This is a genomic window from Microcystis sp. M49636_WE2 (genome assembly GCF_030065375.1).
Classification (GTDB): Bacteria; Cyanobacteriota; Cyanobacteriia; order Cyanobacteriales; family Microcystaceae; genus Microcystis; species Microcystis aeruginosa_C.
The window spans coordinates 1-8,032 of record NZ_JASJFG010000244.1 but is presented as its reverse complement, the minus strand read 5'-3'; the positions used below and the strand labels follow the sequence as shown (position 1 = coordinate 8,032).

9 protein-coding genes are annotated in these 8,032 nt (G+C 42.8%); 5 read left to right on the top strand and 4 right to left on the bottom strand.

The genetic code is table 11. The annotated features are described in order from the left end of the window. From cysT to PX484_RS05870, 3 genes are all read right to left on the bottom strand, one after another. A partial coding sequence (gene cysT / locus PX484_RS05880) for a sulfate ABC transporter permease subunit CysT (RefSeq protein ID WP_288103133.1) occupies positions 1–653 on the bottom strand: 653 nt, incomplete at its 3' end. A gap of 19 nt (positions 654–672) precedes the next feature. Beyond that, complete coding sequence (locus PX484_RS05875; RefSeq protein WP_002802587.1) at positions 673–1,014, bottom strand: NIL domain-containing protein; 342 nt, start codon at positions 1,012–1,014, stop codon at positions 673–675. Positions 1,015–1,025: 11 nt separating this feature from the next. Further along, positions 1,026–2,069, bottom strand: a complete 1,044-nt coding sequence (locus PX484_RS05870) for a sulfate ABC transporter substrate-binding protein (protein WP_287667742.1) — start codon at positions 2,067–2,069, stop codon at positions 1,026–1,028. A gap of 170 nt (positions 2,070–2,239) precedes the next feature. Here PX484_RS05870 and PX484_RS05865 point away from each other — a divergent pair, with 170 nt between their 5' ends. Continuing rightward, positions 2,240–3,019 carry a Crp/Fnr family transcriptional regulator gene (locus tag PX484_RS05865; RefSeq protein WP_002802585.1) on the top strand — a complete coding sequence of 260 codons (780 nt, stop codon included), beginning with the start codon at positions 2,240–2,242 and terminating at the stop codon, positions 3,017–3,019. Between the two features lie 19 nt (positions 3,020–3,038). On the opposite strand, the gene rnc is transcribed toward PX484_RS05865, so the two are convergent. Continuing rightward, the gene (gene rnc / locus PX484_RS05860) at positions 3,039–3,716 is read right to left on the bottom strand and encodes a ribonuclease III (protein WP_052278499.1); all 678 of its coding nucleotides are present in this window, start codon (positions 3,714–3,716) and stop codon (positions 3,039–3,041) included. A 58-nt stretch (positions 3,717–3,774) separates the two neighbouring features. Between rnc and PX484_RS05855 the strand changes: the two genes are divergently transcribed. From PX484_RS05855 to PX484_RS05840, 4 genes are all read left to right on the top strand, one after another. After that, positions 3,775–4,341 carry a hypothetical protein gene (locus PX484_RS05855; protein WP_287692827.1) on the top strand — a complete coding sequence of 189 codons (567 nt, stop codon included), beginning with the start codon at positions 3,775–3,777 and terminating at the stop codon, positions 4,339–4,341. Positions 4,342–4,936: 595 nt separating this feature from the next. Further along, positions 4,937–5,965, top strand: coding sequence for a chlorophyll a/b binding light-harvesting protein (locus PX484_RS05850; protein WP_002787228.1), 1,029 nt, complete (start codon positions 4,937–4,939; stop codon positions 5,963–5,965). Between the two features lie 266 nt (positions 5,966–6,231). Next, a complete protein-coding gene (fldA, locus tag PX484_RS05845) occupies positions 6,232–6,744 on the top strand; it encodes a flavodoxin FldA (RefSeq protein WP_002735314.1) in 513 nt (170 codons plus the stop codon). 348 nt (positions 6,745–7,092) lie between these two features. Then, positions 7,093–7,836 (top strand): alpha/beta hydrolase, encoded by a 744-nt coding sequence (locus PX484_RS05840; protein WP_287765420.1) that lies wholly within the window; start codon positions 7,093–7,095, stop codon positions 7,834–7,836. Positions 7,837–8,032: the final 196 nt, after the last annotated feature.

Genomic DNA, 8,032 nt, shown 5'->3' with positions numbered 1-8,032 from the left:
GAACCATATTCACCGATCGCTCTGGCAAAACCGAGGGCAACTCCTGTTAAAATAGCGGGTAGTATTGTGGGAAAAATAACTCGCCAGAAGATTTGCCAAGAGGAAGCACCGAGGGATAAAGCCGCTTCTTCTACCTCTTTTTCCATTTCCTGTAAAACCGGCTGTAAGGTGCGGACAATAAAGGGTAAAGCGATAAATAACATCGCCACAAAAACCCCTAAAATGGTAAAGGATATCTTAATGCCAAAGGGGGCAAAAAATTGACCGAGCCAACCGTTATCACTGTAAACTGTGGCTAGGACTAAACCAGCAACAGAAGTGGGTAAAGCAAAGGGCAAATCCACACAAGCATCGACAATTTTTTTACCCGGGAATCGATAACGCACTAATACCCAAGCGATAATAGTGCCAAAAACTCCGTCTATCAGTCCGGCAATTAAGGAAGTAAAAAAAGTGACTTGGTAAGCGGATAAAGAAATCGGTAAAGTGGCAACACGCCAAAATTCGGCAAAACCAAGAGTTAGGGATTTAGCAAATAGTGCCGCTGCCGGTAAAACCAACAAAACCACTAGATAACTAATGGTAATTACCCAAGGAATAGAAACTTTTTTCAGGGGTTGACTGGGAGATAAAGATAATTGTGGGTTAGCCATTGTTTATTATTGCTAGAGATTACCAATTGTCCGCTTCTTCAAGAACTTGTGCTGAATCATACCAAACTTCTACATCTAAATCTGCCAGATAGGAAAGGGCATTTTCTATACCTTGAGAGTTGCCTTGTAGTTGTAGATCAAACCAGCCATCTTGATTATTATTGGCAGCTAACAAAGCGGAAAATATATTCACTTTTAGACCTGGAAAAGACCCTAAACGTGCTATAATTGGCTCGTTAATATATTGTTTAGGAACCCGAATTTTTATTCGTCGGGACGTGGGGCGATCAAGTCCCGATTGATCGAGATGTAAATCACTTTGGGGATGATTAATAGTTTGCCATTGAGGTTGATTATCCATGGTTTTTCTCCTTAAGATTTACCAGCTTTAGTCAGAATTTTATCGAACAAGGCTCCATCTTCAAAGAATTGTTTTTGTACCTTATCCCAACCGCCTAAATCCTGCACGGTAAAGAGATTTTTTATCTGAGGAAATTTACTCTCAAACTCTTTAACTATCGTCGGTTCAACGGGACGAAACCCCACCTTAGCAAATTCTCTTTGTGCCTCTGGGGTAAATAAAAACTGCACAAAAGCTTCCGCCACTTTTCTCGTACCTTTTTTATCCACATTGGCATCAACAACCGCCACGGGATTATCAATAGAAATATTATAATCAGTGGGAACAGTATAGGCTAAATTCTCACCTTTTTGGTTAGCGAGAATCATCTCGTTTTCGTAATTAATTAGCACATTTCCCTGGCCTTGTTTAAAAAATACATCACTAGATTCACGAGCATCTCTAGGTAAAACTGGCGCATTTTTAAACACTTTTTCGACAAAAGTTTGCGCCGCTTGTTCACTGCCTTCCGCTTGCGTCACCGAACCCCAAAGAGCGAGAAAATTCCAGCGCGCTCCGCCAGAAGTCTTGGGATTAGCGGTAATAACTTTAATATTATCCTTGGCTAGATCTGACCATTTATTAATTTTAATATTGGCATCACGAGGAACAAAAGCCACTACAGATTTATGAACAATAGAGTCATTGGGAGCTTCTTTTTCCCAACCGGGTTGAATTAATCCCGCTTGCTCAATTTTCTTGGTATCCAAAGCTAAAGCCAACGCTACCACATCCGCTTCTAAACCATCGATAACGGCACGAGTTTGGGAACCGGAACCACCATAACTCTGTTCAAAAGTTACTTTTTGCCCCGTTTTTTGTTGCCATTCCTCGACAAATTTGGGAATGATTTTTTCGTAGGCACTTTGGGTGACAGCATAGGAAACAAGTGTCACAGTCACGGGTTTTTGGCTGTCATTGCCGCTATTGGTGGGGGATGGGGTGCAAGATGCCAGCATTCCTCCCGTCAGGACAGTTGCCATGAGTAGGGATAAACAAGACTGGGATGACTGCATCGGCGGCGCTCCTAAGCTTTACTCTGAGGTTGTATCTGTTTTCAGGTGTAGTTTAATCCTACAGCATGGAAAACAAAATTTCAATACATTTATAAAACAAATTGGAAATAAGGTGATAACAAGGGAAACTGTGAGAAGATGGAATCAGTGCTACATCTAGGTTTGAGACTATGGGCAAGAGCGTCAAAACCAAAAAAACAACCCTCCTACAACAACTGATTAACCAGAGTTTTCTCTTTCGCGGACTAGAGGAGGCTTGGTTAAGTCAGTATCTGGATGCTGACAATCTCAAGTTAGAGACGCTATTTTCCAATCGTCCCGTCTATACGGCTTTTCTCCCCGATGAATTTCTAGATGTTTTGTATGTGATTTTGAATGAGGGTGTAATCGTCGTCCGCAGCACCCCCCTCGACCGGATTATTGCCATTACCTACCCCGGCGGCTGTTTTGGCATGAGGAGTTTACCCTTTAGTTATGGTTTAGCCAGTCGCGCCTTTCCCTGTTTGGTGGAATCCTATAAAACTACCCACGTCCTGAAAATTCCCTTATCGGCGCTAGAAAAGATTTACAACGATAACGAAAGTTTTCGTCAACGGTACTGTTTTTTATTTGAATTACAGCAAAAATTCGAGTATCATTTGCTTAATTGCAGTAGCTATCCACCCCAAGCTGTAGCCACTTTACTCAGAGCTTTAATCTATCAAGAAAGAGAATTAGGCAGTCAACCGAGTGCCGAAAATATCTATACTTTTGATCTATCCGTCGATATGATTGCTCGCGCTTGTCAACTCAATCAACGCACCGTCGAACAGGTATTAAAAGGATTGCAAAACGTGGGATTAATTGCCTCAGAATCGACGGGGGATTTAATTCGGGTACTGGATGCCGAGGGTTTAAAAGAAGTGTACAGTGCCACCAGGGATAAAGTTAATTGGTGGCCCCTCAGATAAGTAGGTTTGGCCTTATTTATTATTGCCATTGACAGCGCTTTAAAGCATCTTCGGCAGCCGCTTTGGTGGCATCCTGTTTCCGTTTACCTTTACCTGTACCGTAGAGAAGGTTATTAACCCGCACTTCGGCAGTAAATTCCCTAGCGTGGGGGGGTCCTGTCACATCGATGATCGCATATTCTGGATTAGAGGCGAAATTGGCCAGCGCCCACTGTTGAAAGAGATTTTTGGCATCGATAAAAGATGGCGATTCCGATTGTTGAGAGACTAAATGAGAGGCTACAGGGATAAAAAGCCCGTGCAGATAGTTTTTAACCGCATTTAACCCCGAATCTAGATAATAAGCCCCAATTATCGCTTCAAAAGTGTCCGCTAATAGGGTAGGATTCGATCGCCCCCGATCTTTAATTGCCCCCTTACCCAAACGCATTAACTCCCCCAGGCCGATTTCGATGCCTAATTGCGCTAATTGTTCTTCTTTGACCAAATTTGACCGCAAACGGGTTAATTCTGCCTCGTTCATGGCGGGATATTTTTGATACAAAAGTTCGCCCACCAAAAAAGCCAAAATCGCATCGCCCAAAAATTCTAGGCGCTCGTTATTTTCCGTCAATTGGGACTGTTCATTAACATAGGAACGATGGGTTAAAGCTTGGGTGAGAAGGAGAGCATTTTGAAAAGGAGGCAAACAAGACATTACAGAAATGATCAAGTCAAGAGCATTTCTTATCTTAATCCGACCCCACCCCGAATAGATGAGACGAACGATCCTTTTTTTACTGTTTTTTCCAGCTAGTTTAGGCATAATCTCCCAAATATTCTCACCGGAAAACCTATCCGCTGCTATTCTTGCCCTAGGTACCCTGGTGATGTGTATAGAACAGGCACGCATGGCAGCGGTGGACTTGGCAGAAATTGCCCAATTTCAGCAAAAAACCAGCGATCCTCGCCTTGATCGCTTTTTTATGGTTACAATTAGTACAATTGTTTTAGAATTGTCGGGCTTTTATGTGGCTGCCCTCTGGATAGGATGGGGAGCTTTAATAGTTTTAGTCAGTCAAATTTGGTTTCAATGTTTAGCCAAAATTCAACTGCAGCCAAGCACGGAAAAAATTATTGACCATGGCATAGGGCCACGTTTACCCATCTTACTCGCTGACGGAATCGGCATAATCTTCGTGGCTTTCTGGTTAGCCAAAATTGCCCCCCTAATTATGGCCATGACTTTAACGACAATGTTGTTAATCTACGGCTCTATTAAGTATCTTTTCAGAACTGGGGAGGGGAGAGAAAGGAAAATCCAGAGGCTGCAATCCCTATAAATGGGCGCTCAGAGACTCTGACGCAGTTTAAATTCAGTACAGCTTAGGGACTTGCGTGAGAATCATATCCCAATCGATCGGAGGGCGCAAGCTTTGCGCCCCTACAGTAACGGATTTTGTCGACAATGTAGGGGCGAACTGCGTTCGCCCAAAAGGTACATTATCAAAGCGCAAGTCCCTTACCACAACCGACGGGGAGGCGAATAGCGCCGGCGGGTATTTTATCGAATAAAAAAGAGATTTCAGGTTAAAAATTAAATAAAGAGCATATTTAAGCTTATTTATGCTCTTTAATGCCCAATTATGCGCTTGTTTAAGTGATGACAAGCTAATTATCCTCTAGTCTTTGTTAAAAATTAATTAATAATTATTCTCAATTATTTGAGGTGATTACTCTAGCTGCGATCCAAGATTCATGCTGAAAAGCCTTGATTTTCAAAGGCTGATCAGGCTAAAAATACTGATGTATTAAAGTATGCCGAGCAACTGTAACAATTCTTAACTTGACTTTATTGAGAATTATTCTAGACTAAGACTTAAAGCTTATTGCATATAATTATCAATAAGCTTGGTTCTATTTTTGTTAAAAGATGCCATGCAGACCTACGATAATCCTCAGATCGAATACGACTGGTGGGCAGGAAATGCCCGTTTTGCCGATAAATCAGGCTTATTTATCGTTGCCCACGTTGCCCAAGCTGCTTTAATCGCTTTTTGGGCAGGAGCCTTCACCTTATTTGAAATTTCCCAGTATCGCCCCGATATAGCCATGGCAGAACAGGGCTTAATTTTACTGCCGCACCTGGCCACTTTAGGCTTTGGAGTCGGAGAAAAGGGGCAAATCATCGATATCTATCCCTTTTTCGTGATTGGCTCAATTCATCTGATTTCTTCGGCAGTTTTGGGAGCAGGAGCCTTATTTCACCTGTTAAGAGTCCCAGAAACCCTGAAAGATTCCTCCGGTCCGGGGAAAAAATTCCATTTCGATTGGAGTGAACCCCGACAATTAGGAGTTATTCTCGGTCATCATCTGCTCTTTTTAGGTATAGCTGCATTATTATTAGTGGCCAAAGCTATGTACTGGGGGGGATTATACGACGCAACTATCGGCGCTGTCCGAGTCGTTAGTGAACCAACCCTCGATCCTTGGGTTATCTATGGCTATCAAACCCACTTTGCTACTGTGGACAATCTCGAAGATTTAGTCGGTGGTCATATCTACGTCGGTTTAATGTTAATTGGGGGCGGTATCTGGCATATTATCGTTCCCCCGCTCAAATGGGCGAGAAATGTGCTGATTTTCTCTGGAGAAGCCATTTTATCCTATTCTTTGGGCGGAATTGCCCTAGCTGGTTTCGTGGCCGCCTATTTCTGTGGGGTAAATACCCTCGCTTATCCAGTCGAATTTTACGGGCCAATTTTAGAAGTGAAGTTAGGAATTGCTCCCTACTTTGCCGACACGGTGAAATTGCCCTTTGGAGTACATACGGCGCGCTGTTGGTTGGCTAATGCCCACTTTTTCCTCGCTTTCTTCTTTTTACAAGGTCATCTCTGGCACGCTTTACGCGCGATGGGTTTTGACTTTAAACGAGTAGAAAAAGCCTTAAATGCGATAGAAGCCTAGTTTTTTCAAGGAAGATTAGGATAAACTATCGATTTTCCTAATTTTCCCCGCTGATCAATCTTTCTAACTGTCCCTTATGCCTTACTGTACCTGTTGTAACACCAAATTGCTGCATCACATTGGACGCTCTCGCTCTTATTGGTACTGTAGTTCTTGCCGGCAGGAAATGCCAGTTTCAGAGAGAGAAAACTGTAATCAGGGGCTTTATTCCCTATCAAGGAGAATTAAGAGTTAAACTCACTTATTTCGCAACAAGGACAAATTTTATGGCAAAAATTGGCTTATTTTTTGGCACGCAAACCGGCAAAACCGAAACGGTGGCGGAAATGATTCAGAAAGAATTTGGAGGTGAGGCAATTGTAGAATTACACGATATCTCCTCCGCTTCTACCGAGGATTTTGCCCCCTACGATGCCCTGATTATCGGTTGTCCCACCTGGAATATCGGCGAATTACAAAGCGATTGGGCGGGTTTTTACGATGAATTGGATGACATTGATTTCGTCTCCAAAAAGGTCGCTTATTTCGGGATGGGGGATCAAATCGGTTATGCGGATAACTTTCAAGATGCTCTGGGGATACTGGAAGAAAAAATCGCCTCCCTGGGGGGTAAAACTGTCGGTTACTGGCCGACAGAAGGTTACGATTTTAACGAGTCGAAAGCCCTAAAAAATGGCAAATTTGTCGGTTTAGCCCTCGATGAAGACAACCAATCCGATTTAACTGAACAACGGATCAAAACTTGGGTCGCGGGACTTAAGGGCGAATTTGGCGTTTAGTTAGCTATCAATCAGTTATCAGTTATCAGTTATCAGTTACCAGTTATCAGTTATCAGTTACCAGTGAATAGTATTAAGTGGCTAGTTCGCAGCTTTCTTTTCACCGACTACTGATGGATCTTCGTTACTTGATATGGTTCGATAGGGGGGCATAAATCGACTAAATCCTTATCTGGCAAGGGATTTAATTGATTAGTTCGCTCTAGATCGAAAATAATTGACAAAAATCGCTAAATGCCTTTCTATATATGGGTTCCATCCCTTATAACCCCCGTCCATTGCATAACACAAACCGAAGAGCCTTACTGTTTACTGATCGCTAAAAAATCCCCTATATCCTTGATTATTATGTCTCGATTACCTGATGCAGTTTGGATTAATGTTAACCCCAGTTTTCGCCGTTTTGATCGCCCGGTGTTGGATTGTTTAGCCAGGGAAATTGCGATCGCTGATTGGCAATACTGTCAATCTCTTGATCAGCCAGCTTCTCTTGATATTGCCTTAGTATTAATACAAGATTACCTGAAACAATGCGATCGACCGCTGCATTTAGTCGGCCACGGCACGGGGGGATTAGTAGGATTACTGTATGCGCGTCGTTATCCAGAAAGGGTAAAATCCTTAACTTTGCTCTCTGTGGGAGTCTATCCGGCGATCGATTGGCAAGCTCATTATTATGTGCTATCAAAATTACTGCCTTGTTCTCGTCAAACTCTGCTCAATCAATCGGTTCACAATCTTTTTGGTCATCAATCCTGCGCTTTAACCCAAGAATATCGCTATCTCTTGGAAGAGGATTTATTATTGTCCCTTTCTCCCCATAATCTCTATCAGAATGCCCATTTCCCCCCGGGGACAGTTCCCGTACCCCTGTTAGTCTGTGGGGGAGATATCGATACGGTAATTGATCGGCATTTATTGCAGGGATGGCAACCCTGGTTAAAGTCAGGCGATCGCATTTGGAGTTGTCACAAAGGGCGTTATTTTTTCCACTATTCCCACCCCTACAGCGTCAGTCAAGAGATTTTTAGTTTCTGGCGATCTCTAGTTCCACAGGAATTTCTTTCTGAGCAAACTGTAATTATTCCTTAATTGACAAAAATCGAGATTTATGTTAAGGCTAATACCGCTCTTTTGTCCGATCGCAATCTGGATAACGCTGCTGTTCTTTTTTACTGCCCTTTTTCTTGCTGTTGCCCAAGGGCGCCGGCAGTTGCAAAAGCTGCATCGAATTCCCTGTAGTCGCTGTGTTTTTTGTACCGGAGATTATCGCTTGAAATGTGCGGTG